Origin of the sequence: Klebsiella sp. P1954 (assembly GCF_018199955.1) — a bacterium.
Lineage (GTDB): Bacteria > Pseudomonadota > Gammaproteobacteria > Enterobacterales > Enterobacteriaceae > Klebsiella > Klebsiella pneumoniae.
The window spans coordinates 5,253,231-5,277,775 of sequence record NZ_CP073373.1; the positions used below are offsets into that span (position 1 = coordinate 5,253,231).

General features: G+C 64.0%; 22 protein-coding genes and 1 pseudogene. 16 read left to right on the forward strand and 7 right to left on the reverse strand.

All coding sequences use genetic code 11. The annotated features are described in order from the left end of the window. Positions 1–26 precede the first annotated feature (26 nt). On the forward strand, positions 27–770 hold the full coding sequence (locus KB890_RS25265) for a substrate-binding domain-containing protein (RefSeq protein ID WP_004180354.1): 744 nt from the start codon (positions 27–29) through the stop codon (positions 768–770). Here KB890_RS25265 and KB890_RS25270 read toward each other — a convergent pair. The 4 genes from KB890_RS25270 to KB890_RS25285 all read right to left on the reverse strand — a co-directional run bounded on the left by KB890_RS25270 (position 754) and on the right by KB890_RS25285 (position 4,459). Further along, positions 754–1,503, reverse strand: a complete 750-nt coding sequence (locus tag KB890_RS25270) for an ABC transporter ATP-binding protein (protein WP_004180353.1) — start codon at positions 1,501–1,503, stop codon at positions 754–756. The genes KB890_RS25265 and KB890_RS25270 overlap by 17 nt on opposite strands. Continuing rightward, positions 1,500–2,507, reverse strand: a complete 1,008-nt coding sequence (locus KB890_RS25275) for a FecCD family ABC transporter permease (RefSeq protein WP_004180352.1) — start codon at positions 2,505–2,507, stop codon at positions 1,500–1,502. Before KB890_RS25275 ends, KB890_RS25270 begins: the two co-directional genes overlap by 4 nt. Then, a complete protein-coding gene (locus KB890_RS25280) occupies positions 2,497–3,555 on the reverse strand; it encodes an ABC transporter substrate-binding protein (protein WP_004180351.1) in 1,059 nt (352 codons plus the stop codon). Before KB890_RS25280 ends, KB890_RS25275 begins: the two co-directional genes overlap by 11 nt. Positions 3,556–3,646: 91 nt before the next feature. Beyond that, positions 3,647–4,459 (reverse strand): DNA-binding transcriptional regulator, encoded by an 813-nt coding sequence (locus KB890_RS25285; protein ID WP_009486088.1) that lies wholly within the window; start codon positions 4,457–4,459, stop codon positions 3,647–3,649. 177 nt (positions 4,460–4,636) lie between these two features. Here KB890_RS25285 and KB890_RS25290 point away from each other — a divergent pair, with 177 nt between their 5' ends. The 8 genes from KB890_RS25290 (at position 4,637) to KB890_RS25325 (ending at position 13,004) form a co-directional block, all read left to right on the forward strand. Further along, a complete protein-coding gene (locus tag KB890_RS25290; RefSeq protein ID WP_020324851.1) occupies positions 4,637–6,301 on the forward strand; it encodes a bifunctional 3-(3-hydroxy-phenyl)propionate/3-hydroxycinnamic acid hydroxylase in 1,665 nt (554 codons plus the stop codon). Position 6,302: 1 nt separating this feature from the next. Next, entirely contained in the window at positions 6,303–7,247 is a 945-nt protein-coding gene (gene mhpB / locus KB890_RS25295; protein ID WP_004180347.1) for a 2,3-dihydroxyphenylpropionate/2,3-dihydroxicinnamic acid 1,2-dioxygenase, read from the forward strand. Between the two features lie 17 nt (positions 7,248–7,264). After that, positions 7,265–8,131, forward strand: coding sequence for a 2-hydroxy-6-oxonona-2,4-dienedioate hydrolase (gene mhpC, locus KB890_RS25300; RefSeq protein ID WP_004180345.1), 867 nt, complete (start codon positions 7,265–7,267; stop codon positions 8,129–8,131). Between the two features lie 10 nt (positions 8,132–8,141). After that, positions 8,142–8,948 (forward strand): 2-keto-4-pentenoate hydratase, encoded by an 807-nt coding sequence (gene mhpD, locus KB890_RS25305; RefSeq protein WP_002908598.1) that lies wholly within the window; start codon positions 8,142–8,144, stop codon positions 8,946–8,948. Next, positions 8,941–9,891 (forward strand): acetaldehyde dehydrogenase, encoded by a 951-nt coding sequence (gene mhpF / locus KB890_RS25310; protein WP_004180342.1) that lies wholly within the window; start codon positions 8,941–8,943, stop codon positions 9,889–9,891. The genes mhpD and mhpF overlap by 8 nt, the downstream gene beginning before the upstream one ends. Further along, on the forward strand, positions 9,888–10,904 hold the full coding sequence (gene mhpE / locus KB890_RS25315; protein ID WP_004180340.1) for a 4-hydroxy-2-oxovalerate aldolase: 1,017 nt from the start codon (positions 9,888–9,890) through the stop codon (positions 10,902–10,904). Before mhpF ends, mhpE begins: the two co-directional genes overlap by 4 nt. A 75-nt stretch (positions 10,905–10,979) precedes the next feature. After that, positions 10,980–12,176 (forward strand): 3-(3-hydroxy-phenyl)propionate transporter MhpT, encoded by a 1,197-nt coding sequence (gene mhpT / locus KB890_RS25320; protein WP_004180339.1) that lies wholly within the window; start codon positions 10,980–10,982, stop codon positions 12,174–12,176. 102 nt (positions 12,177–12,278) lie between these two features. Continuing rightward, positions 12,279–13,004, forward strand: a complete 726-nt coding sequence (locus tag KB890_RS25325) for a purine nucleoside phosphorylase YfiH/LACC1 family protein (RefSeq protein ID WP_004175690.1) — start codon at positions 12,279–12,281, stop codon at positions 13,002–13,004. A gap of 12 nt (positions 13,005–13,016) precedes the next feature. Here KB890_RS25325 and KB890_RS25330 read toward each other — a convergent pair whose 3' ends face one another. Together KB890_RS25330 and KB890_RS25335 are read right to left on the reverse strand one after the other, a co-directional pair. Further along, a complete protein-coding gene (locus tag KB890_RS25330; protein ID WP_004194024.1) occupies positions 13,017–14,597 on the reverse strand; it encodes a rhodanese homology domain-containing protein in 1,581 nt (526 codons plus the stop codon). 5 nt (positions 14,598–14,602) lie between these two features. Beyond that, positions 14,603–15,205, reverse strand: a complete 603-nt coding sequence (locus KB890_RS25335) for a cysteine dioxygenase family protein (RefSeq protein WP_004180335.1) — start codon at positions 15,203–15,205, stop codon at positions 14,603–14,605. Between the two features lie 106 nt (positions 15,206–15,311). Between KB890_RS25335 and KB890_RS25340 the strand changes: the two genes are divergently transcribed. The 7 genes and pseudogenes from KB890_RS25340 (at position 15,312) to KB890_RS25370 (ending at position 22,310) form a co-directional block, all read left to right on the forward strand. Beyond that, positions 15,312–16,205, forward strand: coding sequence for a LysR family transcriptional regulator (locus KB890_RS25340; protein ID WP_004180333.1), 894 nt, complete (start codon positions 15,312–15,314; stop codon positions 16,203–16,205). A 144-nt stretch (positions 16,206–16,349) separates the two neighbouring features. Next, positions 16,350–17,445: pseudogene (locus KB890_RS25345) on the forward strand (LLM class flavin-dependent oxidoreductase). After that, positions 17,432–18,565: an acyl-CoA dehydrogenase family protein gene (locus KB890_RS25350; RefSeq protein ID WP_004180331.1), complete on the forward strand. Its 1,134-nt coding sequence runs from the start codon at positions 17,432–17,434 to the stop codon at positions 18,563–18,565. Before KB890_RS25345 ends, KB890_RS25350 begins: the two are co-directional and overlap by 14 nt. 5 nt (positions 18,566–18,570) lie before the next feature. Beyond that, entirely contained in the window at positions 18,571–19,533 is a 963-nt protein-coding gene (locus KB890_RS25355) for an ABC transporter substrate-binding protein (protein ID WP_004180329.1), read from the forward strand. Beyond that, positions 19,530–20,567: an ABC transporter substrate-binding protein gene (locus tag KB890_RS25360; RefSeq protein ID WP_020325168.1), complete on the forward strand. Its 1,038-nt coding sequence runs from the start codon at positions 19,530–19,532 to the stop codon at positions 20,565–20,567. The genes KB890_RS25355 and KB890_RS25360 overlap by 4 nt, the downstream gene beginning before the upstream one ends. Then, complete coding sequence (locus KB890_RS25365; protein WP_004148681.1) at positions 20,548–21,543, forward strand: ABC transporter permease; 996 nt, start codon at positions 20,548–20,550, stop codon at positions 21,541–21,543. The genes KB890_RS25360 and KB890_RS25365 overlap by 20 nt, the downstream gene beginning before the upstream one ends. Then, a complete protein-coding gene (locus KB890_RS25370) occupies positions 21,537–22,310 on the forward strand; it encodes an ABC transporter ATP-binding protein (RefSeq protein WP_002908439.1) in 774 nt (257 codons plus the stop codon). Before KB890_RS25365 ends, KB890_RS25370 begins: the two co-directional genes overlap by 7 nt. A gap of 108 nt (positions 22,311–22,418) precedes the next feature. Here KB890_RS25370 and KB890_RS25375 read toward each other — a convergent pair whose 3' ends face one another. Beyond that, positions 22,419–24,491, reverse strand: coding sequence for a TonB-dependent siderophore receptor (locus tag KB890_RS25375; protein WP_004180325.1), 2,073 nt, complete (start codon positions 24,489–24,491; stop codon positions 22,419–22,421). Between the last annotated feature and the right edge of the window lie 54 nt (positions 24,492–24,545).

Genomic DNA, 24,545 nt, shown 5'->3' on the forward strand with positions numbered 1-24,545 from the left:
TATTATCCGGTTTATAGCGATATCCTATGGCAAACACCTCTCTCACGCTGCTGGCGGCGGGAAGCCTGAGAAGCGCTTTCCTGCCGCTGGTGGCGCACTTTCGGCAGCACACTGGCCTGGCGGTCGATGCGCAGTTTGGCCCTGCCGGCCTGCTGCGCGAGCGGATCGAAGCCGGGTCGCCGTGCGCGGTTTTTGCTTCCGCCAACGCGGCGCACCCGCAGGCGCTGCTGCAGGCGGGTCTGGCGCAGGAATGCCAGGGATTTGCCGGCAACCAGCTGATGCTGACCGCCCGGCGGTCGCCGGACAACGATGGCCTGGACTGGCTGGCGCTGCTCAGCACGCCCCGCCTGCGGTTGGCGACCTCCACGCCGGGCTGCGATCCGTCGGGAGATTATACCTGGCAGCTGTTCGCCCGAATTGAGGCACGCTATCCAGGGTTGGGCAACGCGATGGCCGGGCGGGCGCAGCAGTTGGTCGGCGGCAGAGACTCACTGAGCGTGCCGCCGGGAGAAATAGCCGGCGCGTGGCTTATTCGTCAGAATCTGGCGGATCTGTTTATCGGCTATGCTCACTATGGCCCCGCGCTGGCCACCTGCGACGTTCTGCGTACCCTGACCATCCCGGCGCCGTGGAATATTCGCTGCGATTACCAGCTGGCGCGTCTCAGGGCCGATCCCGCCGCGCTGGCCCTGTATCGCTTTATCCTCGGCGACGTTGGTCAGGGGTATCTCCGGCAGGCGGGTTTTATGCCGTTCAGCGACGCAGCGTAAACCCCGGCGCCAGCAGAGGGAACGCGGAGGCGGCATGGCGGATCAGGCGTACCGGCAGGCCGTACGCTTGCCGGAGATGCGTTTCGCTCAGCACGTCGGCGGTCTCGCCCGCCAGCCACCGGCCCTCCGGCAGCAGAAGCAGCGTATGGCTGGCCACCTGTAGGGCGTGGTTGGGATCATGGGTGGTGAACAGGACGGTGCGCGCCTGGCGGTGGGCGAGGTCGCCGATCAGCTGCAGCACCACCTGCTGGTTACCGAGGTCCAGCGCCGAGCAGGGCTCATCCAGCAGGATATTCTGGCTGGCGCTGACCAGCGCGCGGGCAATCAGCACCAGCTGCTGCTGGCCGCCGGAGAGGGCGCCGAAGTCATCTTCGGCCAGGGCGGCAATCCCCAGCTGCGCCAGCGCCTGCTCAGCCCGCCGGGCATCCTCCTCGTCCGGCTGGGCAAAGAGATCCACATGACGGGCCCGGCCCATCAGCACCACATCGCTCACGCGCCAGCGAAAAGCGGGACGAAACGACTGCGGAACCAGGGCCACGCCGCCCTCGCACTGCATCTCGCCGCCCAGCGGCGGCAGCACGCCGGTCAGGGTATCCAGCAGGGTGCTTTTTCCCCGGCCATTGGCGCCCAGCACCGCCCAGATCTCACCGGGCCGGCAGGCCAGCGTGAGCGGGGCGAAGAGTGGCTGACGGTGGCCGTAGCGTAGCGCTTGCAGCGATAATGAGCTGTTCATCGGGTCGTACTCCGGCGTCGGGATTGCACCAGCAACACGGTAAACAGCGGCGCCCCGAGCAGGGCAGTGATGATCCCGATCGGGATCTCCGCCTGGGTCAGCGTGCGTGCCAGATCGTCCACCACCAGCATCAGCGCGGCGCCGAGCCAGAAGGCGGTGGGCAGCAGGCGACGATGGTCAGCCCCTACCAGCAGACGGGCGAGGTGCGGGACCACCAGACCCATCCAGGCGATGCTGCCGCTGACCGCCACCTGGGCTGCCACCAGCACCGCGCAGCAAACCAGCACGCCGCGACGCAGCGCGGCCACCGGAACGCCAAGACTGCGGGCATCCCGTTCCTCCAGGGCCAGCAGGTTGATACGCCAGCGCAGCTTCCACAGCGCCCCGGCAGCCACCGCCAGGGGCAGGGACATAAGCAGTACCTTATGCCAGCTGGCGGTCGCGAAGCTGCCGAGCAGCCAGAAAACGATGTTCGGTAACGTCTCTTCGCTGTCGGCGAGGTACTGCATCAGGCTGACCAGCGCGGCGAAGAAGCCGCTGAGAATGATCCCGGACAGAATCAGCCCCAGCGTGCTGTCCCGCCCCTGCAGGGCGGCGAGGGCGTAAATCAGCCCCAGCGCGACGAGGCCGAAGAAAAAGGTCGAGGCCATCATCAGCAGACTGCCGACGCCCAACAGGATCGCCAGCGTGCCGCCAAAGGCGGAGCCGGCGGTCACCCCGATGATGTGCGGGTCCACCAGCGGGTTCTGGAACACGCCCTGCAAGGTGGCGCCGCACAGCCCCAGCGCGCCCCCGGCCAGCAGGGCCATCACCACGCGCGGCAGGCGAACCGACCAGACGATCTGCCCGATCACCCCTTCTCCTGGCGGCAGATGGACCAGGGTGTGGCCAACGGCGCTCAGGCTTAACGGGTACTGGCCGAAACAGAGCGAGGCGACCGCGATCGCCAGGGTCACCAGCGCCAGGCTACCCTGCACCAGCCAGGGATGATGGTTAGCGGGCATCTGGCGTCCACGTCACACGGTAAAAACGCTGATAGTAATCGCTGGCTTTACTGTCCACATCGATGTTCTGGTAGCGCGCGGGATAGAGTTTTTTCGCCATCCACAGCTCGCCCAGCGCCAGGGCCTCCGGCATCGGGTAACCCCAGGCTTTGGCATACTCCGGCATCAGCCACACGCGGTGATGTTTCACCGCATCGATCGCCTGCCACTGCGGGTCGTTCTCTATCTGTTTGACCACCTGCGGATAACGGTCCTGGACGAAGATCACCTGTGGATTCCACTCCAGCACCTGCTCCAGCGACACCTGGCGGGCGCCTTTTACGCTGGCGGCCGCCACGTTCAGCGCCCCGGCGTGCGCCATCATCAGCCCGGTGTATTTGCCAGCGCCATAGGTATTCAGATCGGGGTTGGCCATGTACACCCGCACCCGCTGGTTCTGGGGAATATCGGCCACCGGCGCATTGGCTTGCTTGCGCGCCTCGAAGGTGTAGTGAATCAGCGCCTCGGCCTCGGGCTGGCGCTCGACCACCTCACCGATAAGGCGGATCCCCTCCATCAGCCCGGCGTTATAGGCCTGCTCTTCGTCAGCCATGGTGGGGTTCATTTTATTTTTTTCCCCGGCGGCATCGTGGCGCAGCGAGATGGCCACTACTGGGATCCCGGCCTGTTGGATCTGCGCGATCATCGCCGGCGGCGCATAGTTGGCGACGAAAACCACCTGCGGACGCAGCGCCAACAGGCTTTCAATATTGACCTGGGTGAGATCGCCCGGGGTCGCCAGTTGCCCGATCTCGGGCATAAAGCGGGCGAACTGCGGCCCGAGCTGTTTCTGCCAGCTGCTTAAGACGCCGACGATATCCTCGGCGGCATGCAGTTGTACCAGCAGGTTGAGCGTCTGATGCTGCAGAACCACAACGCGGGTGACGTGGTCGGGGAGGGTGACCTGGCGACCCAGCTGGTCGGTGACGGTGCGGTCGGCGAAGGCCTGGCCGGTGAACAGGCTGGCGCTGAGCAGCGTCAGGCCCAGCAGTAAGGGGTGTTTTGACATGGTGTGGCCCGAATGGCGTGAAAATTCGTTGTGTATTAAATTATATAACGAAGCCGGGCGCAATGGTTGATTGCGGTTACCCTCATCACGATCAGGGCATTTCGTACCACACTTCTTCATCCTCCATGCGGGCTTCTATCTGCCTCGCCACCCTCTGCAGCGCAGGGAGATGCTTCTGCGCCGCCTGCTCAATGGTCATTGCGCTGGCGATATAGACCAGGTTCAGGCAGCCGATAACCCGCTGCTGACTGCAGACCGGCACGGCGATCGAGGCGATTTTCTCCTCCTGCCGCCAGCCGCGGAAGTTTTCGCCATAGCCGTTCTGGCGGGTGCGGGCGAGGATCGCCGCCAGCCGTTCCGGTTCGCGGGCCAGCTGATACTCAGCTTCCGGACGGGCGGCCAGCATGCTGACGACGGCGTCGCGTTCCGCGTCGGGGGCAAAGGCCAGCCACGTCAGTCCGGAGGCGGTGAGCAGCAGCGGCAGCCGCCGTCCGACCATCGCGCGGTGAAACGACAGTCGGCTGAAGCGGTGGGTAGTCTCGCGCACCACCATGGCGTCGACGTCGAGGGTGGTGATGTCCGTTGGCCACTGCACCTCGCGCAGCAGCTCGCCGAGCAGCGGCGTGGCGAGGGCAGAAATCCAATGTTCGTCACGAAATCCATCGCTCAGCTGGCGGACGTTAATGGTCAACCGGAAGCTGTCATCGGAGCGGCTGCGGCGGACAAAACCCTCCTCCTGTAGCGTCTCCAGCAGCCGGCGCACGGTGGTGCGATGCAGTCCGCTAAACTCCGCCAGCAGGCCCGGCGTCGCGCCGCCGTCGAATTTATTTAACAATTTTAATAACAATAAACCCCGGCTTAATCCGCGCACCGTTTTGTACGCTGCGGACTCATCGTCACGCATAAATCCTCCATTAAAATGCTTTAAAAACAGTGTTGTGCACCTGGTGCACATTCGATGATGTTTTGATTGTAGCCGAAAACCCCCGCCCTATACTCAGCCCATTATAAAAATACGTTTACACATGATTAACAAATTGCCTGTCAGCCGGGCAGTTTCCGAGTCGTGAGGTCGCTGAGAATGACAACATCTACACCCGATATTCAACCCGCCGTGCAGCATACCGCTCAGGTCGCCATCGTTGGCGCCGGTCCGGTTGGTCTGATGATGGCCAACTACCTTGGCCAGATGGGCATCAGCGTGCTGGTGGTGGAAAAGCTCGCCACACTGATCGATTACCCGCGGGCCATCGGCATTGACGATGAATCCCTGCGGGCGATGCAGGCGGTGGGGCTGGTGAATGACGTGCTGCCGCATACCACGCCGTGGCACGCCATGCGTTTTCTCACCCCAAAAGGCCGCTGCTTTGCCGATATCCAGCCGATGACCGATGAGTTTGGCTGGTCGCGGCGCAACGCCTTCATTCAGCCGCAGGTCGATGCGGTGATGTATCACGGTCTGCAGCGTTTCCCGCAGGTCCGCTGCCTCTTCTCCCGCGAAGTGGAAGCCTTTAGCCAGACCGGTGACGGTGTCACGTTAAATCTTAAAGGACCGGACGGCGAGCGGGAGACGGTGCGCGCGGACTGGCTGGTGGCCTGCGACGGCGGCGCCAGCTTTATTCGCCGTACGCTGAACATCCCCTTCGAAGGTAAAACCGCGCCGAATCAGTGGATCGTCATCGATATCGCTAACGACCCGCTGGCCACCCCGCACGTTTACCTGTGCTGCGACCCGGTGCGACCCTACGTTTCCGCCGCGCTGCCCCACGGCGTGCGCCGCTTTGAATTTATGGTGATGCCCGGCGAAACCGAAGCTCAGCTCAGCGAACCGCACAATATGCGCCGCCTGCTGAGCAAAGTGCTGCCGGACCCGGATCGCGTCGAGCTGATCCGCCAGCGGGTCTATACGCATAACGCCCGCCTTGCCGAGCGCTTTCGCATCGACCGCGTGCTGCTGGCCGGCGATGCGGCGCACATCATGCCGGTCTGGCAGGGCCAGGGATATAACAGCGGCATGCGCGACGCCTTCAACCTGGCGTGGAAGCTGGCGCTGGTGGTCAACGGTAAAGCGGGAGAGGCGCTGCTCGACAGCTACCAGCAGGAGCGCCGCGACCACGCGAAAGCGATGATTGATCTGTCGGTCACCGCCGGCCACGTGCTGGCGCCGCCGAAGCGCTGGCAGGGGGCCGTGCGCGACGGTCTCTCCTGGCTGCTGAATTACCTGCCGCCGGTGAAACGCTACTTCCTCGAGATGCGCTTTAAGCCGATGCCGCAGTACCGCGAGGGGGCGCTGCTGACCGACGGCGCCGGCAAGACCTCGCCGGTGGGCAAAATGTTTATTCAACCGCAGGTGACGCTGGAGAGCGGCGAGAGCGTGCTGCTCGACGAGGTTATCGGGGCGAATTTCGCCATTATCGGCTGGGGCTGCAACCCGCAGTGGGGGCTCGACGCCGGGCAGATCGCCCGCTGGCGCGCGATTGGCGTGCGCTTTATCCAGGTGGTGCCCGAGGTGCAGATCCATCGCGAGCAGGATAACGCCCCCGGCACGCTGCGGGTGGGCGACAGGCAAAACCGCCTGAAGAGCTGGTTTGCTCAGCATAACACCGCCATCGCCGTGGTCAGACCGGACCGCTTTGTTGCCGCTCTCGCCATCCCGCAGTCCCTCGGTGCGCAGCTGACCGCTCTGGCGGAAAAAATGGCCCTCGCAACCGGGGATACCGCCCACGCTGAAGAGAAGGTGGCCTGATATGCATGCCTATTTGCACTGTCTCTCCCACACCCCGCTGGTGGGATTCGTGGACCCGGAGCAGGCGGTCCTTGATGAAGTGAACGGGGTGATTGCCGACGCCCGGCGGCGGATCGCTGAATTCGATCCCGAGCTGGTAGTGCTCTTCGCTCCCGATCACTACAACGGTTTTTTCTATGACGTGATGCCGCCGTTCTGCCTCGGCGTCGGCGCCACCGCGATTGGCGACTTCGCCAGCGCCGCCGGCGACCTGCTGGTGCCGACCGAGCTGGCGGAAGCCTGCGCCCACGCCGTGATCAACAGCGGTATCGACCTGGCGGTGTCGTACAACATGCAGGTGGACCACGGCTTCGCCCAGCCGCTGGAGTTTCTGCTGGGTGGCCTGGACCGCGTACCGGTGCTGCCGGTGTTTATTAACGGCGTCGCCGCGCCGCTGCCGGGTTTTCAACGCACCCGGCTGCTGGGCGAGGCGATGGGCCGCTTTCTCAATACCCTCAATAAGCGGGTGCTGATCCTCGGCTCGGGCGGACTCTCGCACCAGCCGCCGGTGCCGGAGCTGGCGAAGGCCGACGCCCATCTGCGCGATCGCCTGCTCGGCGGCGGAAAGCAGCTGCCGCCGGACGAACGCGAACGGCGCCAGCAGCGGGTGATCAATGCCGCCCGACGGTTTACCGAAGACCCCCACTCGCTCCATCCCCTCAACCCGGTCTGGGACAACCGCTTTATGAGCCTGCTGGAGCAGGGGCGGCTGAGCGAACTGGACGCGATCGGCAATGACGAGCTGTCGGCGATGGCCGGCAAATCGACGCACGAAATTAAGACCTGGGTGGCCGCTTTTGCCGCGCTATCCGCTTTTGGCCGCTGGCGCAGTGAAGGCCGCTATTACCGGCCGATCCCCGAGTGGATCGCCGGATTCGGCTCGCTGAGCGCCACCACCGAGATTTGATTAACCGGGAGACTAACATGAGCTATCAACCGCAAACTGAAGCCGCCACCAGCCGATTCCTCAATGTCGACGAGGGGGGCCGCACGCTGCGTATCCATATCAATGACTGCGGCGACGGGAAAGAGACCGTGGTCATGCTGCACGGCTCCGGGCCGGGGGCCACCGGCTGGGCCAACTTCAGCCGCAATATTGACCCGCTGGTCGAGGCGGGCTATCGCGTGCTGCTCCTCGACTGTCCGGGGTGGGGCAAAAGCGATGCTATCGTCAACAGCGGCTCGCGTTCGGATCTCAACGCCCGCATTCTGAAAAGCGTGGTCGATCAGCTGGGGATCGATAAAGTCCATCTGCTGGGCAACTCGATGGGCGGCCATAGCGCGGTGGCCTTCACCCTGAGCTGGCCGGAGCGGGTGGCTAAGCTGGTGCTGATGGGCGGGGGGACCGGCGGCATGAGCCTGTTCACGCCGATGCCGACCGAGGGCATCAAGCTGCTGAACGCCCTGTACCGCGAGCCGACCATTGAAAACCTCAAAAAGATGATGAGCATCTTCGTCTTCGACACCCGCGACCTCACCGCGGCGCTGTTCGAGGCGCGTCTCAACAATATGCTGTCGCGCCGCGACCATCTGGACAACTTCGTCAAGAGCCTGGAAGCCAACCCGAAGCAGTTTCCTGACTTTGGCCCGCGGCTGGGCGAAATCAGCGCGCCAACTCTGATCGTCTGGGGACGCAATGACCGCTTCGTGCCGATGGACGCCGGGTTGCGCCTGCTCGCCGGGATCGCCGGTTCGGAACTGCATATTTACCGCGACTGCGGCCACTGGGCGCAGTGGGAACATGCCGACAGTTTTAATCAGCTGGTGCTCAATTTCCTCGCACGGGCTTAAGGAGTAAATGATGACTTTTTCTCTTGACGCGCTGGCCCGGCAGCTGCGCGACGCGGAACAGAGCGGCCAGGCGATCGCCCCGCTGCGCGATATTCTCGGCGTCGACAATGCCGACGCCGCCTATGCCATCCAGCGTCTGAACGTCCAGCACCACGTGGCCCATGGCCGGCGGGTGGTGGGCCGCAAGGTGGGCCTGACCCATCCCAAAGTGCAGCAGCAGCTGGGCGTCAATCAGCCGGACTTCGGCACCCTGTTTGCCGACATGTGCTACGGCGACAACGCCGAGGTGCCGTTTGGCCGCGTGCTGCAGCCCAAGGTGGAGGCCGAGATCGCCCTGGTGCTGAAGCAGGATCTGCCGCATGCCGATACCACTTTTGATGAACTGTATAACGCCATCGAATGGGTATTGCCGGCGCTTGAGGTGGTGGGCAGCCGCATTCGCGACTGGTCAATCGGCTTTGTCGACACCGTCGCCGATAACGCCTCCTGCGGCCTGTACGTCATTGGCGGCCCGGCGCAGCGCCCGGCGGGACTGGATCTGAAGCAGTGCGCCATGCACATGACCCGCAACCAGGAGCTGGTCTCCAGCGGCCGCGGCAGCGAGTGTCTGGGGCATCCGCTGAACGCCGCAGTCTGGCTGGCGCGCAAGCTGGCGAGTCTCGGCGAACCGCTGCGGGCCGGGGATATCGTGCTGACCGGGGCGTTAGGCCCGATGGTGACGATTAACGAGGGGGACAGCTTTGTCGCCCATATCGAAGGTATTGGCTCAGTCGCGGCACGCTTCGTTGCCGCCGGAGAAGGAGATCGTGATGCGTAAACGTAAAGTCGCCATTATCGGCTCCGGGAATATCGGCACCGATTTAATGATTAAAATCCTGCGCCACGGCCAGCATCTGGAGATGGCGGTGATGGTCGGCATCGACCCGCAGTCGGATGGCCTGGCCCGCGCCCGGCGCCTGGGCGTTGCGACCACTCACGAAGGGGTGGGCGGCCTGATGCAGATGGCGGAATTTGCCGACATCGATTTTGTTTTTGACGCCACCAGCGCCGGGGCGCACATCAAAAACGATGCCGCGCTGCGCGAAGCGAAGCCGGGGATCCGCGTTATCGACCTGACGCCGGCGGCGATTGGCCCGTACTGCGTACCGGTGGTCAACCTCGCGGCCAACCTCCATCAGGGCAACGTCAATATGGTGACCTGCGGCGGGCAAGCGACCATCCCGATGATCGCCGCGGTCTCGCGAGTGGCGAAGGTGCATTACGCGGAGATTGTGGCCTCGATCGCCAGTCAATCCGCCGGGCCGGGCACGCGGGCCAATATTGACGAATTCACCGAAACCACCTCGCAGGCGATTGAAAAAGTCGGCGGCGCGGGCAAGGGCAAAGCGATTATTGTACTGAACCCTGCGGAGCCGCCGCTGATGATGCGCGATACCGTCTACGTCCTGAGCGAGCTGGCGTCGCAGGAGGCGATTGCCGCCTCGATCGCCGAAATGGCGGCGGCAGTGCAGGCTTACGTCCCAGGCTACCGGCTGAAGCAGCAGGTGCAGTTTGAGGTTATCCCCGAGGACAGGCCGGTCAACCTGCCCGGCGTCGGCTGTTTTTCCGGCCTGAAAACCGCGGTGTACCTCGAAGTGGAAGGGGCGGCGCACTATCTGCCAGCGTACGCGGGCAACCTCGATATTATGACCTCGGCGGCGCTGGCGACGGCGGAGCAAATGGCCGGGGCAATGCACAGCGCGGCGGGAGCGACAGCATGAACGGTAAAAAACTTTATATCTCGGACGTGACGCTGCGCGATGGTATGCACGCTATTCGTCACCAGTATTCCCTGGCGCAGGTGCAGCAGATCGCCAGCGCGCTGGATAAGGCCGGGGTCGACTCCATCGAAGTGGCCCATGGCGATGGCCTGCAGGGATCCAGCTTCAACTATGGCTTTGGCGCCCACAGCGACATCGCCTGGATTGAAGCGGCAGCGGATGTCGTGAGCCAAGCGAAAATCGCCACCTTACTGCTGCCGGGTATCGGCACGCTGCACGATCTGAAAGCAGCGTATCAGGCCGGGGCGCGGGTGGTGCGGGTCGCCACCCACTGCAGCGAAGCGGACGTCGCGGCGCAGCATATTGCCTTTGCCCGCGAGCTGGGGATGGACACCGTCGGTTTTCTGATGATGAGCCATATGATCTCCCCGCAGGCGCTGGCGCAGCAGGCGCTGAAGATGGAATCTTATGGCGCGACCTGTATCTATGTGGTGGATTCCGGCGGGGCGATGAACATGAACGACATTCGCGACCGCTTCCGCGCCCTGAAGGCGGTGCTGAAGCCGGAGACCGCCACCGGGATGCATGCCCATCATAATCTGAGCCTCGGGGTGGCGAACTCGATCGTCGCGGTGGAAGAGGGGTGCGATCGCATTGACGCCAGCCTGGCCGGGATGGGGGCGGGGGCGGGCAATGCGCCGCTGGAGGTGTTTATTGCCGCCGCCGACAAGCTCGGCTGGCAGCATGGCACCGATCTCTACGCCCTGATGAACGCGGCCGATGAGCTGGTGCGGCCGCTGCAGGATCGCCCGGTGCGTGTCGACCGCGAAACGCTGGCGCTGGGCTACGCCGGAGTCTACTCCAGCTTCCTGCGCCACAGCGAAGCGGCGGCCAAGCGCTATGGCCTCAGCGCGGTGGATATTCTCGTCGAGCTGGGCAAGCGGCGGATGGTCGGCGGCCAGGAGGATATGATCGTCGACGTCGCGCTGGATCTGCTTAACCGCAATAAATAACTAAGAACGTGCGGCTGACAAAGCATCAGCCGCCAGTCACCTGCTCCGTTTGTTCGGCTATCGCCAAGGTACCCTATGATCAAGATAACGACTGCAACCCCCTCGCGCCTGGTGGTCACCATCGGGCTCTGTTTTATGGTGGCCCTGATGGAAGGGCTGGATCTGCAGGCGGCGGGGATCGCCGCCGTCGGCATGGCGCAGGCCTTTGCGCTGGATAAAATGCAAATGGGCTGGATCTTCAGCGCCGGGATCCTCGGCCTGTTGCCCGGCGCGCTGGTGGGCGGCATGCTGGCGGACCGCCACGGGCGTAAGCGCATTCTGTTGGGGTCGGTGCTGCTGTTTGGCCTGTTCTCGCTGGCCACCGCGCTGGCATGGAGCTTCCCGACGCTGCTGCTGGCGCGCCTGCTCACCGGCGTCGGGCTCGGGGCGGCATTGCCGAACCTGATTGCCTTAACCTCGGAAGCCGCTGGCTCACGTTTCCGCGGCCGGGCGGTAAGCCTGATGTACTGCGGCGTACCCATTGGCGCCGCGCTGGCGGCAGCGCTGGGCTTTTCCGGTCTCGCCGCGGCCTGGCAGATTATTTTCTGGATTGGCGGCGTGGTCCCGCTGCTGCTGATCCCATTGCTGATGCGCTGGCTGCCGGAGTCGCAGGCGTTTCAGCGCGCGGAGGCCAGCGTGCCGCTGCGCACCCTGTTTGCCCCGGGCCAGGCCGCCGCTACGCTGCTGCTGTGGCTGGGTTATTTTTTCACCCTGCTGGTGGTCTATATGCTGATCAACTGGCTGCCGATGCTGCTGGTGGGCCAGGGATTCCGCGCCAGCCAGGCGGCGGGGGTGATGTTCTCTCTGCAGATCGGCGCCGCCTGCGGCACGCTGCTGCTGGGGGCGCTAATGGATAAGCTCACCCCGCTGCGGATGTCGCTCCTGATCTACAGCGGCATTCTGGCGTCGCTGCTGGCGCTGGGCAGCGCGTCGTCGCTGACTGGCATGCTGCTGGCGGGGTTTGTCGCCGGGCTGTTCGCCACCGGCGGACAAAGTGTGCTTTACGCTCTGGCGCCGCTTTTTTATCCCGCGGCCATCCGCGCCACCGGGGTGGGCACCGCCGTGGCGGTGGGGCGTCTTGGGGCGATGAGCGGCCCGCTGCTGGCCGGCAAGATGCTGGCCCTCGGCACCGGCACCGTCGGGGTGATGGCGGCCTCGGCGCCGGGCATTGTGCTGGCCGGCGTGGCGGTGTTCTGGCTGATGCATCGCCAGCAGCGCGCGGCCATGGTCTGATATGCATCCGGCGGTCTGGTAAAAAAATGCCGGGCCGCCGCCTTGCCTGTCCGCGTCCCCTGGCCTAAGGTAAGACATCATTCCCTGACGCTTATCGTCCCTATGGCTTACACCTCCCGTTTGCTCAATGCGATCCCTGGCATCCGCCACGCTTTTCTCGATGTCCATGAAACCGCCGCCTTTCCCTATGCCGAGCTGGCTCCGGTGAAGCTGGTGCATGGTAATGAGGTTCATCATTATCAGCAGCCGCTGCCGACGCGCCCGCACGCCGACGCGGTGTTTACCGCGGTAGCCGGGCAAAAGGTGGGGGTGGTGACCGCCGACTGTCTGCCGCTGCTGATCGCCTCGCGCGACGGTCGCTACGTCTGCAGCGTGCATGCCGGCTGGCAGGGGCTGGTCAGCGGTATTGTCGACAACAGTCTGGCCTGTTTTCGCCAGCAGGGGGTGGCATTGGCCGATCTGGTCATCGCCGTGGGGCCGCATATTCACCCCTGCTGTTACGAAGTCTCCGCCGGATTCTATCAGCAACTGCTGGACCAGCCCGGCGGTGACCGGGTGGCCCGCCATCGCCAGCGGCTGTTCCACTCCCGTTCGGGCCCGGTCAGCGATCCGCTCAAAGCCGCCGCACGCGGCAGCGATAATCTGTGGTTTGATCTGCGGGCCTTTGCCGAAGCGATCTTCGCAGAGGCGGGGGTGGCGCCGGCGAGCGTTGAATGGCTGGGGAGTTGTACCTACTGCACCCCGCAGTCGCTGGGCTCCTACCGGCGCCGGACCCATTTTCCGGCGCCGAAGAGCTTTCAGTATTCGTGGATCATGCGCGAAGCCTGAGGCGGGCTCGCGCTAGAGCACCCGAAAACCGTGGGTGCCGTCGCGGGCCAGCTGATCCACCAGGCCATACTCCCACTCCAGATAGGCCTGCATGGCCTCGGCGGAATTATCGGTTCCTTCGTACGGACGACGATAGCGGTCACGGCGCTCGACGGCGAGGCCGCTGTCGCCATGCGCCAGCGGCAGACCGGCGGCGATCCACGCCAGCGTCCCGCCGGTAAGCAACTGCACCGGTTTACCGGTCAAGGCCGCCACCTCCGGCACCGCGTAGCGGGCCAGCAGACTGCTGCCGCAGGTCACCACGTAACGTTGGGCGGGAGGGATCACCTCCAGGGCCTGGCGCAGCTGCGAGCGCGTTAGCCACCACGCGCCGGGGATATGGCGAGCGACAAAGTTGGCGCTGGTGGTAAAATCGAGCACCACCGTACCGGGTTCTTCCAGCTGTTGCGCCAGCTGCGCCGGGCTTATCTCCTCCGCCTGCGGGCCGGGCGGCACCTCGGCGGCTGGCACCCCGCGTTCGCTCAACTGGCTGGTCGACAGCGCGCTCAGCCGCGCCGTCTCCCAGCCCATCTGCGCCAGCCACGAGCCGGTTATTGCTGCCCGGATGCCATCGTCATCCAGCAGCACAATGCGCGCCCCTCGTACGCTGGCGAAGTGGTCGGTCTCCTGCACCAGCTGGCCGCCTGGCGCGCTCAGGCTGCCGGGATAGTGACCCGCCGCGTACTCTTCGGGGCTGCGGACATCAAACAGGAAGGTGGTGCGGTCGCTCTGCTGCAGCCAGCGTTGCAGCGTGGCCTCATCGATGACCGCCACCCCGGCCCGTTCGGCAAGATGCGCCACCTCAGCGGCCCGGGCGCCGGAGGCGCGGGCGGAGGGATCGTATTGCCGCTGCTGCTGGTGCGCCAGCGTCTGGCCGGCCAGCGTCCAGCCGATAGTGCCATTGCGTAGGGCATGGACCGGGTTTGGCACGCCGGCGTTGATCAGCGACTGGGTGCCGATGATGCTGCGGGTGCGTCCGGCGCAGTTGACGATAACCGGCGTCTGCGGGGAGGGCGTCAGGCTCTCTACCCGCAGGGCCAGCTCGCCGCCGGGCACGCTGATGCTGCCGGGGATGCTCATGGTCTGGTACTCATCGAAGCGCCGGGCGTCGACGATCACCACCTCCTGCCGGCTGTCGATGAGCGCCTGAACCTCCTGGGCGCTGAGCGACGGTGTGTGACGCACGCTTTCCACCAGCTCGCCAAAGGCTTTACTGGCGGAGTTGACGTCCTGAAACAGCTCGCCGCCGCTGCGGCGCCAGCCGGCGAGACCCTCGGCCAGCAGGGCCACATCCTGATAGCCCCAGGACCGCAGCCGTTCGACGGCGATCTCCGCCAGACCCTCGCCGTTGTCGTAGACGGTGAGCGGGGTGGTGAAGCGCGGTATCCGCCGGCGGACCTCGAGCTCCAGTTTGCTGAGCGGCAGATTGATGGCAAACAGCGGATGAGCGGTGGCGAAATCGGCCTCTTCACGGACGTCGATCAGCGCCAGTTCACGACGGTCGAGCAGCGCCTGGCGGATCCCGGCGGCCTGGCGATAAGCGTAGGTGGACATAGTGGTTATCCTTGATGTTCGCGGGAGGAATCCCAGATATTGGGTAAATGGCGGTTAGAATAGCCGGAGATAAACGGTTTCTGCTGCCCTTCCGGGGTATACACGGCGCGCTTCACCGCGCCGATATTGCCGCCGTAGACATGAATGCTGATGGAGACGCGATCCGCCAGCGCATTGCTGACGCGATGAATATCGCCATCGTCAGCGGAGACTTTCTCCACCTGGCCTGCTTCCAGAAGCGTGGCGGCGCCGAGCGCGCGCGGTATGCCATCGGTATCCAGCTGGTAGCGCTGGTTTTCCTCCGCGCCGCGCAGCATCCCAATGGCCCCCCACACCCGGTGGTCATGGATCGGCGTCGCTTGCCCCGGTCCCCAGACGAAGCTGACAACCGAGAAGCGCTCCCCGGAGTCGGCATGCAGCAGATACTGCTGGTAATGGTGCGGATGCGGCAGGGTGTACTCTTCCGGCAGCCAGTCGTCGTAACGCACCAGCGCCGCCAGCCGCTGCGCCACGGCGTCAAGCAGCGGGGCGGCCTGGTGGTGTTCGCGGTGCAGGCGGTCTACCTCATGAATGAAATGGCGTAATTTTTCCAGTCGTGGTGCAGTCATGTGCGGTTCCTGTCAGAGGGACTGGTCAAAACGCTAACAGAGGCGTTAATATTATTTAAATGCAATTTACGCATATATTAATATGCAAATTTCACATAAGGATCCTATGCGCATTGACGATATCGACGCTTTGCTGGCCACGGTGCAGTTTTCCTCCCTCAATCAGGCCGCGGAATATCTGGGGATCACCCAGTCGGCCATCACCCGGCGCCTGCAGCGTCTGGAACAGGAGCTGAACGTCACGTTGTTAGAGCGCCAGACCCGCCCGCTGACCCTGACCGCCGCCGGACACCGGGTGTACGAGCAGTGTCTGAGCATTAAGCGTGAGACGAAAAAACTCTACAGCCTGTTGGATCCGGAAGGCGAGCCGCGCGGCGCCCTGCGTCTCGGCGTGCCGCAGAGTCTCAGCGAGATTGCCCTGCCGGCGGCGCTGTCGGCGCTGAGCCAGCAGTTTCCCGGACTGTCGCCGCAGATCACCTGCGGCTGGAGCGGACAGCTGCAGCGCCGGCTGGAAAACGGCGAGCTGGACGGCATGCTGGCGATGGGGCCCGCCCAGCAAAGCTTCGCCGAGGGCTACAGCGGGCGCCTGCTGTGTCCCCTGGAGGTGGTGCCGATCGTCGGCCGGCGTTTGAATTTGCGCGCGTCATCCCTGCGGGAGTGCGCCGAACGGGGCTGGATCCTTAACCCCGACGGCTGTGGCCTGCGCGCCGGGCTCATTCGCGAGCTGCAGAGCCAGGGATTGCGGTTGACGCTCAACGTCGAGAGCGCGGGCGCGCAGCTGCAGATAGCGCTGGTGGCGCAGGGGCTGGGGCTGGGGCTGGTGCCGAGGGCGGCGCTGGCCAGCAGCCCGTGGCGGGACGAGGTCGCGGTCCTCAGCCTCAGCGATTTTCAGCCTGCGGTCTCACTGTGGCTGATCCACGCCCAGTATCTGGCGAACCTGCAGCCGCCGCTGGCCTTTTTTGCCAGCAAAGTGATGCAGCAGCTGACCGTATCCGACTGAAAGCACTATGCATTTTTGTTTAATGCTAATTAAGCATATTAAGATATGATAAAAATGCATTTTGCTCATTAACACGCTCTGTATAGGGTAATGACCAGCGCCGCTGTCGCGGCCACTCCATTACCCTGACGCAAGGAGTTGTTCATGAGCATTCAGTTTCTCGGCATGATTGGCCACCGCCTCTCTTCCGAAACGATTGCCCCGGTGGGGCCGATCTTTGACCGCGACTATATCGTTCGCTTTGCGCAAACCCATGAAGCCGCCGGGTTTGATCGTCTGCTGGTCGGCCACTGGTCCGATCAACCCGACGGCTTTCTGGTGACGGCCCTGGCCGGACTGTCGACGCAGAAAATTCAGTACCTGCTGGCCCATCGTCCCGGTTTTGTTTCCCCAACCCTTGCCGCGCGCAAATTCGCTACCCTTGAGCACCTGCTGGGGGGCCGCTTGGCGGTGCATATCATCAGCGGCGGCAACGATGCCGAGCAGCGCCGGGATGGCGATTATCTCGACCACGACCAGCGCTACGCCCGCACCGACGCCTTCCTCGACACCGTGCGCCAGGTGTGGACCAGCGAGCAGCCGGTGGATATTCACAACGATTTCTATCAGGCCGAGCAGGCCTGGTCCGCCATTCGCCCGCTGCAAAAGCCGCATCTTCCCATCTACTTCGGCGGCTCGTCGGAAGCGGCCATCGCCGTCGCCGGCAAACATGCCGACGTCTTCGCGCTGTGGGGCGAGTCGCTGGCGCAAACCGGCGAGACCATCCAGCGGGTGCGCGCCGAAGCGGCGAAACACCAGCGTGATATCGGCTTCAGCGTCTCGTTCCGGCCGATTATCGCCGACAGCGAAGCCGAAGCCTGGGAGAAAGCCGAGCATATCCTGCACGTCGCCACCGAGCAGGCGGCGCAGCGCGGAGGCGGGTTCAAAGCCAAACCGGACAGCATCGGCGCCCAGCGGCTGCGGGCTACTGCGGCGCAGGGCAGAGTGGTGGACAAACGTCTGTGGACCGGCATCGCCCAGCTGGTGGGCGGCGGACATAACTCCACCGCGCTGGTGGGCACCCCGGAGCAGGTGGCGGATGCGCTGCTCGATTACTACGACCTCGGGGTGCGTAACTTCCTGATCCGCGGCTTCGATCCGCTGAACGACGCGGCCGACTATGGCCGGGCGCTGTTGCCGATCGCCCGGGAAAAAGCCGCCCGGCGTGCAGTGGCGGAGCGCGCATCGTGATCCATCCTGAGCGCGACGACTGGGCCCGGCAGCTGACGGCGCTTCGCCAGCAGATGGCGGAGCAGGCGGCCAGCCTTGACGCCAGCGGCGAGTTTCCCTGGCGTAATATCGACCATCTGCGTGCGGGGGGCTGGTTAAGTCTCGCCGTGCCGCCATCCTGCGGCGGCGCGGGCGCTAGTCTGGCCCAGCTGCAGCAGGTCATCGCCGCCATCGCCTGGGGAGAGCCGGCGACAGCGCTGATCGTCTGCATGCAGTATCTCCACCATTTGCGGCTGGCGGAAAATGACGCCTGGCACGCGCCGCTGCGCCAGCAGGTTTTTCACGATGCTGTCGAACACGGTGGCCTCATTAACAGCCTGCGCGTCGAGCCGGAGCTGGGCTCCCCAGCGCGGGGCGGCCTGCCGGACACCGTGGCGACCCGTCGCGCGGAGGGCTGGGACATCAGCGGCCATAAAATTTATACCACCGGCATTGAAGGGCTGCGTTGGCTGGCGGTGTGGGCCAGAAGCGATGATAACCCGCCGCTGGTGGGTACCTGGCTGGTGCCTGGCGACAGCCCGGGTATCACGGTGGTGAAGAGCTGGGATCACGCCGGGATGCGGGCCACCGGCAGCCATGAAGTTATTTTTAACCACGTTCGGGTGGCGGCAGAGCACGCGGTGGATGTCTGGCCGGCCGATGCGCCACCCGCCGCCCAGGCCGAACCGTTTCGCCTGTTCGCCAACCGGCAGACGGCGCTGCTGGCGGCGATCTATGACAGCATTGCCCACGCCGCTCACGACTGGCTGGTGAGATGGCTGGCGGGGCGGGTGCCCGCCGGTCTCGGCCATCCGCTCTCTCGTCTGCCACGGGTGCAGGAGAAAGTCGGGCAGATCGCCGGGCTGCTGCTGGAGCAGGCCGCCGCGCTGCGCTTTTCCGCCATCGAGGCCAATCTGGCGAAAGTCACCATCACCGACAACGCCATTCAGGCGGTGAATATCGCGCTCGAGCTGACCGGCAATCATGGTCTCAGCCGACAAAACCCGCTGGAACGCCACTACCGCAATGTGCTCTGCGGACGGGTACATACCCCACAGAGCGACAGCGCCTGGCTGGCAGCTGGCAACTTCGTCTTTCAATCACAAGGATAATCACGATGCGTCTATCATTTTCAGGCCGGTTGGCGGCCGCGCTGATGCTGCTGGCGCTGGGCGGCTACGCGACAGCGCAGGAGCGGCTTACCCTGCGTATCGCCGATCAAAAAGGCGGCATGCGTTCGCAGCTGGAGGCGGCCAACGCCCTGCAAAATCTCCCTTACGACATTAAGTGGGCCGAGTTCCCGGCCGCCGCGCCGCTGGCGGAAGCCCTCAACGCGGGCGCCGTGGACGCGGGGATCATTGGCGATGCGCCGTTGCTCTTCGCCCTGGCCAACGGTGCGCCGGTCAAAGCTATTGCCGTGGATAAAAGCAACCCGGCGGGGACCGCGGTGCTGGTATCCCCCGGCAGCACGTTAAAAAGCGGCGCTGATTTAAAAGGCAAACGCATCGCCACCGGTAAAGGGTCGATTGGTCATTTCGTGGCGCTGAAAGCGCTGGAGCAGGCGGGGATTTCACCGAAGGAGGTGCAGTGGGTGTTCCTCGGCCCGGTGGACGCCAAAGTGGCGTTGCTAAACGGTTCGGTGGACGCCTGGGCGACCTGGGAGCCCTACACCACCCAAATGGTGAAGACCAACGAGGGGCAGATCCTGGTGAGCGGCAAAGGGCTGCTGCCGGGGAATACCTTCCTCGCGGCAACGGATTCCGCGCTTAACGATCCGCATAAACGCGCCGCGCTGCAGGATTATCTCCAGCGCCTGGCCGGCGCCGAGCGCTGGGCCTACGCCAATCTCGACAGCTACGGCAAAACGTTGGGGGAGATCATCCGCTTTCCGGCGGAGATCGCCCGCGCGCAGTTTGCCAACCGCCAGTCGCAGTGGCAGCCGCTGGCCGAGGAAACAGTGGCCCAGCAGCAGGCAACGGCGGACTTTTATCTCGCCAACGGCCTGATCCGCACCCGGCTTGACGTGAAGCCGACCTTTGACCGCCGTTTTAGCGTGCCCGCCGCCGAGGTGACGCCATGACCAGAACCCCTTTTTCCCGCCGCCGTTTTTTACAGCTCAGCGGCGGCCTGGCGCTGGCCGGGGTCTCTCTGCCGCTGTGGGCTCATGATATGGCGGACATGGCCGGCGGCGATGCCCATCCGGCGCTGCGCCTGCCAGAGCCCTACAAGATCAAGCTGGCGATCAACAAAAGCGCGGTATGCCTCGCGCCGGTCGCCGTCGCCGAGCAGCAGAAGATATTCAGTAAATACAACTTCGATGTTGAGTTTGTTAACTTCGGCAACTCCACCGATGTGCTGCTGGAGGCGATCGCCACCGGTAAGGCCGACGCCGGGGTGGGGATGGCGCTGCGCTGGCTGAAGGCGCTGGAGCAGGGCTTTGACGTCAAGCTCACCGCCGGGACCCACGGCGGCTGTCTGAACCTGCTGACGGCTAAAGACTCGCCGTTCGGCGGCCTCGAGAGCCTGAAGGGGCAAACCATCGGCGTCACCGACATGGCCGGACCAGATAAAAACTTCTTCGCCATTCTGCTTAAGCGCCACGGTATCGACCCGATCAGCGACGTGCAGTGGAAAGTCTACCCGGCGGATCTGCTCAGCGTGGCGCTGGACAAGCGCGAAATCGCCGCCATCAGCGGCAGCGAGCCGTTCAGCTATCGTCTGCTGGAGACCGGCAAGTATCAGCTGATCGCCAGCAATATGACCGGGGATTATGCCAACCTCAGCTGCTGCGTGATGGGGGTGAGCGGGAGCCTGGCGCGGGACCATAAACCGGCCGCCGCGGCGCTCACCCAGGCGATCCTTGAGGCGCACAGCTATGCCGCTGCGCATCCGGAAAGCGTGGCGCAATCCTTCCTCGCCCATGCCCTGAATACGAGTGAAGCGGAGGTGAGCGGCATCCTCCACGGGCAGGGCCACGGCCATCACGCGGTGGGCGAAGCGTTCGTGAAAGAGCTGACGCAGTATGCGGTCGACCTGCAGCGGGTGCAGGTGATCAAGCCGGGTACCGATCCCCATCAGTTCGCGGAGAGTATCTATGCCAACGTATTCGCCTGAGCAGGCTCTGGCGCGCCCCACCGGCCGCGCGCCGCTGTGGGGAGAAGGGCTGCTGGCCGCCGCGCTGTGGCTGCTGGGTGGTCTGTTTACTCTTACCTGGCCCGACGCCGGGCGGCGCTGGCCGTTTAGCGAAGGCTGGGCGCTGGCGCAATTCACCCTCGGCGGCGGCTTGCTGCTGCTGGCGCTGAGCTATCGCTACTGGCGGGCGCGCGGCGCGCGTGTGCTGCATGCCGGCAAGTGGCTGGCGCTGCTGCCGGTGCTGTTTGCTGTCTGGGAAGGGCTGACCGCCAAAACTGCCGTGTTGCCGGTACCATTCTTCGCGCCGCCGCAGGCGCTGATCGAGGTGCTGCACGACGACTGGCCGCGCCTGCTCGACAGCCTGCTGCACTCCCTGGGGCTGCTGGGGCTCGGTGTGCTGCTGGGTACCAGCAGCGGGTTCATCACCGGTCTGGCCATCGGCTGGTCGCAACGGATTGGCTACTGGGTGCATCCGGTGTTACGTCTGCTGGGGCCGGTGCCGTCCACCGCGCTGCTGCCGCTGTGCCTGTTTATTTTTCCCTCGAGTTTCGGCGCCAGCGTGTTTTTGATCGCGCTGAGCACCTGGTTCCCGGTCACGGTGCTGACCTGGTCCGGAGTGATGGGCATTGATAAGGCGTGGTACGACGTGGCGCGGACCCTCGGCGCCAGCCAGCGTTTCCTGATCCTGCGGGTGGCGATCCCCGCCGCGTTGCCGAACGTCTTTGTCGGCCTGTTTATGGGGCTCGGCGCGTCGTTTTCGGTGCTGATTGTCGCCGAAATGGTCGGGGTGAAGTCGGGGATCGGCTTTTACCTCCAGTGGGCCCAGGGCTGGGCGGCCTATCCGAATATGTATGCCGCGCTGCTGGTGATGGCCTTGTTATGCTCCGGCCTGATAAGCGGATTATTTATGCTGCGTGACCGGCTGCTGAGCTGGCAGCGAGGAGGGATGCAATGGTAACCGAGACGATAGCGCGCGGCGCGGCGGTATCCATCAGCCATCTTCATCATGCGTTTACGCTTGGCAAACAGACGGTACCGGTGCTGGAGAATATTAGCCTGCAGCTGCGCCCGGGGGAAAGCGTGGCGCTGCTGGGCCCTTCCGGCTGCGGTAAATCAACCCTGCTGCGGCTGCTGGCGGGGCTGGAAGCGCCGCAGAGCGGACAGATGCAGATCGACGGCGCGGCGCTCGGCGCCCCGGGGCCGGAGCGAATTCTGGTGTTTCAGGATCCGACGCTCTATCCGTGGCTGACGGTGCGGCAGAACGTGCTGCTGGGCCCGCAGGCGCAGGGCAAAAAGGGGCTGGAGGCGAAGGCAGACGCGCTGATTGACCGCATCGGGCTGCAGGCCTTCAGCGAGGCGTGGCCGCGGCAGCTGTCCGGGGGTATGGCGCAGCGTGCGGCGCTGGCGCGCGCCTTGTTGAACGAACCGCGTCTGCTGCTGCTCGACGAGCCGTTGGGCAAACTCGATTCGCTGACCCGCATCAGTATGCAGCGGGAGCTGATCGCCCTCTGGCAGCAGCAGGGGTATACCAGCCTGCTGGTGACCCACGATATCGAAGAGGCGCTGCTGCTGTGCGAGCGGGTGCTGGTGATGTCGCCGCGTCCAGGGCGGATTATCGCCGAGTTTGCGCTGCCGCTGGCTTTTCCCCGTCATCGCGATAACCCGCAGCTGCTGCAGCATCGTCAGGATATATTGCGCATCCTCGGCCAGGAGGCGGACTGGTAAGCTGAACGCATTCCCCGGTGGCGCTGCGACCAATGTCACGGAAACGTAGGCCGGCGCAAGCGCAGCGCCGCCCGGCAATGAATATCCGGCGCGACGCCATGGTCCGGCTTAAAAATCCATCTTCACCGTGAACTGCACTTCGCGCGGGTCGCCAATCTGGTTGCCGAGGTTATTGGTGCCGATCGAGGAAGTGTAATAGGTCTTATCAAACAGGTTCTTCACATTCACCTGCAGCGTCACCGGATACTGCAGCTTCATCTTATAGGCGGCGAACACATCCGCCACCGCATACCCCTGCAGATAATAATCCGCGCCGTTGGTGCCGGAGCGCTTGCTGACCGCGTGGCCGCCGCCGCCGACGGTCAGGGTATTGCTGTTGTAGACGTTATGAATGTCATAGGTCAGGAACAGCGAACCGGTATGTTTCGGTACGTTTGGCAGCGGTTTCCCGGCGTAATCCGGATCTTCCAGCACTTTGGCGTCGGTGTAGCCGTAGCTGGCGATCACGCTGAGGTTATCGGTGATGGACCCCGCCAGATCCACTTCCACGCCCTGGGAACGCACTTTGCCCGCCGTTTTGGCCACCGTCTCATCGCCAATGCTCTCGGTGTACAGCACGTTACGCTTATGAATATCAAACAGCGCGATATTGGCGGTAATGCCGTTTAACAGGTCGAATTTGGCGCCCACTTCGTAAGAGGTGGACTCTTCCGGCGGCAGCTCGCCGATATAGCTGGCGATCGACGACTGCGGCATAAACGACTGGGCGACGTTGGCGAACAGAGAGACGTTCGGCGTGACCTTGTAGACCAGGCCGGCTTTCGGCGTCCATTTCTCATCGCGGCTGTCGGTATTGACGTTAAACGGTCGGCCTTTACCGGCGTACTGGGTGTAGTACTGGTAGCGCACGCCGGCGACGGCGATCCAGTTGTCGGTCAGGTACAGCGCGTTCTGCACGTATGCGGCATAGCTCTCCTGCTGGATCCGCTGGTCGCTGTCGGAGGCGGAGACGGTATTACAGGTGTCGAGAGTGCCGTAGACCGGATGATAGATGTTAAAGCCTTTAACGTTCTTACAGCGCAGCATATCGGTGCGCAGCAGATCGTAATTCTCATAGGCGACGCCGGTCAGCAGCTCGTTATAAAAGCCGCCCACTACCACGTTGCCCTGCAGGTCGGCGCGGGTGGAGTGCATCTTCTGCGTTGAACCGTGGGTACCATCGACCCGGCGGGTGAGGTTGCCGGTCGCCGAATCATAGGCCATCACCCGCGCCTGGTTATCGTTATAGTGATCCTGGCTGTAGCTGTAATCGAAGCGCGCGGTCCAGGCGTCGTTAAGGCGATACTCGGCGTTGAGCTGAGCGAGATCGGAATAGCCATCGGTAATATTAAACGCTTCATCGAAGCGGATTTTGCGATCGACGTTCACCGCATGGCCGGTATTCAGATCGAAGATAGTGCCGCGATCAAAGGGGGCGCTGTAGTCGCGGTGCGAATAGGACGCGGTCACCGTTGCCCGCTCGCCAAACCAGGTCAGGGAAGGGGCGATAAAGCTGCTTTTGTTTTTACCGAAATTGCGCCAGTAATCCTCATTCTGATATTCCCCAATCAGTCGGTACGCCAGATTCGTGCCTTCGATGGGGCCGGTGATGTCGACGCTGCCGGTGCCGCCGCCAAAGCTGGTGGAGGTCCCGGAAACCGAACCGGAGAACTGCCGCTCCGGCCGTTTAGTGATGACGTTGATCAACCCGCCGGGGTCGAGGATACCGTACAGCGTCGAGGCGGGCCCCTTCAGGACCTCCACCCGTTCGGTGGCGGCGTTAAAGCTGCGCGGCAGCACGGTGCGCAGGCCGTTGGTCATGATCGAGCCGTCGCGGTTGGCGCCGAAGCCGCGGCGGGTAAAGGCGTCCTGGGTACCGCCGAGGGTGTTGGTCTGCACCACGTTAGCGACGTTATACAGCGCCTCATCGAGTGAGGTGGCGTGCTGATCTTCGAGAACCCGATCGCTGACGGTATTGACCACCTGGGGAATATCCAGCAGCGGCATCGAGGTTAGCGTCGCGGTGGCGGAGCTGAGCGGCTGATAGCCGCTTGTGGCGCTCTGCTGCGCGCCGTCGGCCACTACGGTGATGGTCTCTTCCGCGTCGTTAGTACTTTTCGCCGCGCGATTGTCGGCGGCCATTAATCCCGGTGAGGCTAAAAAAAGAAGCGAAAAAAGCGCGCGCCCTGGCAACGT